At 67.8% G+C, this 562-nt stretch carries 1 protein-coding gene and 1 pseudogene; both read left to right on the top strand.

What is annotated here, in order from left to right:
* Positions 1-344, top strand: a 344-nt coding sequence (locus AD89_RS20235; protein ID WP_025781020.1) for a hypothetical protein, incomplete at its 5' end; no start/stop codon positions are given.
* Positions 337-562, top strand: a pseudogene (locus AD89_RS0117685) (pilus assembly protein); the annotation flags it as partial. The gene AD89_RS20235 and the pseudogene AD89_RS0117685, both read left to right, overlap by 8 nt.

Below are 562 nucleotides of genomic sequence, written 5' to 3'. Positions count from 1 at the left end.
TCATCGCCTCGCTGCTGGCCCTCATCCTGGCCGGAGCCCTGCAGATCGGTCTCGTCATCCATGTCCGCAACACGGTCATCGACTCCGCCATCGCCGGAGCGAGGCAGGCGAGCCTGGCCGATCAGACTCCCCGCGACGGACAGAAGCTCACCCGCGACCTCATCCGTGTGTCCGTCGGCGAGCGCTATGCCCAGAAGGTCACCGTCTCGACGTCGCAGCGCGGTGCCGTCGAGATCGTCGAGGTGCAGGTGACGACCCCGCTGCCGGTCCTCGGCCTGTGGGGACCGCCCGAGGTCTGGGACCTGCGCGGTCGATCCATCGTCGAGGACATCGACCGTGACTGAGCCCGAGGTTGCTCAGGGAGTCGCGGCCGACGACGCAGACGAGGGAACAGCGGTCATCGAGTTCGTCTTCGCCTCCATCGTCCTGCTCATCCCGGTCATCTACCTCATGCTCACCCTGTCTCAGCTGCAGGCGGCCAGCTACGCGACCACCTCGGCGGCGATGTCGGCCTCACGCATCGCCGCCCGCGACGCGAACCTTTCGGAGGCTCGAGCCCACG

Origin of the sequence: Brevibacterium sp. VCM10, from assembly GCF_000583215.1 — a bacterium.
Classification (GTDB): Bacteria; Actinomycetota; Actinomycetes; order Actinomycetales; family Brevibacteriaceae; genus Brevibacterium; species Brevibacterium linens.
The sequence above is the reverse complement of the archived record's forward strand: the minus strand, read 5'-3'. Positions and strand labels throughout refer to the sequence as shown.